Raw genomic sequence first — 1,540 nt, 5'->3', positions numbered from 1 at the left:
GCTAATTATTAAAGATATTGTGGAAAGATGCGGTGGGGATCCTAATAAAGTGAATGAAATTTTAAATCCAGAATGAGGTTTCGAACACTTATGGCAGAATGCTCGCACCAGCTTGGGGCTTACCAATAAAAAATTTAAAGACTTTTTTGCTAAAAATTCGGCAACACTATAAAACATAAAAACCTCGCAAAATGCAAGGTTTTTGTTATAAATTTCCAATGGGATACCGATCCATCTGAAACTTTTCAAATCTCTACAATATTACAATTTGAGAACTTCCATTCTCCATTTATATATTCCATATTAGTTTCAACGACAGCACCTTGATTTACAATTTTATATAATAAAAAAAAATTATTGGAACTTGTTTTGTAATCCAAAACCTCAATTAAATTACCATTTTTATTTAAGTCATTATTTTCATTTATTAAAATTCCAAAGCATTTGATTTTTCGTGTTAAAGGATTATTTATTTTTTTAAAAATAATACTAATATTTCTACGATTTTTGATTTCGAAATGATAATATTGTTTAGCATCATTGCAAGAATTTAAAGACATCTCAATAAGACTCGATATATCTTCTTGAGCTGAATTAACTTTATTAAAACAATTTATAAATAACAGAAGTATTAAAATATGTAGCTTCATTTTTTAATTTTTATAATATTTTCGTATTCTTTCTTTTTAACATTTGTATTATCCTTTTCCTTCTTTTCTTCATATCCTCTCATCTTATTTAACATATCTTTATTCTTTTCAAAAAATTTATCCGATAATATCTTTTGAAAACCTACATTAAATTTTGTTCTGTTGTCTCCTGAATTATTCCTTTGAATACTTTCTCCAAAGGCTTCCTCTTCAAATTTCTCTCCCTCTTCTTCAGGATTATCAATTCCATAAACATCATCACCTCTATGTACATCTTCGTGTAATATAGAAACTGCAATCAAAAAAATTAAATCAGATTGGTCTTCTCCCGAAAGTTTATTTGCCATGTCAATCGTTCCAGAATTTAAATTAAATTCGCCTGAACCTTTACTATTACCTTTATAACTTGCAAATGCTTGAAGACCACTCAAATCTTTAATATTTAATACAGGTCCTTTACCATCTGTTAAATCGTTTAAAATACTACTGTGGCTCATTTGCCCCCATTTCATCATACTTCTAAGAACTTTCTTATCTTGAATCAGTGATTTAGCAAAATTGATTGCTCTTTGAATAATAGCACGTTCCTCTTTCGTAGCTTTTGGATCAATGATAAATCTACCGTCAGGATCAATAAATCTAACAGGACTATTTACTGCATAATTATAAGGTGACCATCTCCTGTATTTCTCCGCTAGCGGATCCACGACACCCCAACGTCCTAAGTCCGGCATATACATTCTTGCCCCATAGTCATACATCCCATTTTCTTGGAGCTCCTTGCCGTTGTACTTGTATTGATACGCATTCTGAGTAGTCAAAGCATAATTATGTAATAATCCAAAAGGATAGTAATTATTCGTTTCTACAATTTCACCAGGCTTCCAATA

2 protein-coding genes are annotated in these 1,540 nt (G+C 30.2%); both read right to left on the bottom strand.

The window, feature by feature from the left end; translation table 11 throughout:
• Window positions 1-245: 245 nt before the first annotated feature.
• Window positions 246-650, bottom strand: coding sequence for a hypothetical protein (locus BUB80_RS23175; protein WP_073298095.1), 405 nt, complete (start codon window positions 648-650; stop codon window positions 246-248).
• A partial coding sequence (locus tag BUB80_RS23310; protein ID WP_317043918.1) for an RHS repeat-associated core domain-containing protein occupies window positions 647-1,540 on the bottom strand: 894 nt, incomplete at its 5' end. The genes BUB80_RS23310 and BUB80_RS23175, both read right to left, overlap by 4 nt.

Source organism: Chryseobacterium polytrichastri (genome assembly GCF_900142445.1).
GTDB lineage: Bacteria > Bacteroidota > Bacteroidia > Flavobacteriales > Weeksellaceae > Chryseobacterium > Chryseobacterium polytrichastri.
This window is presented reverse-complemented; position numbering and strand designations above follow the sequence as displayed.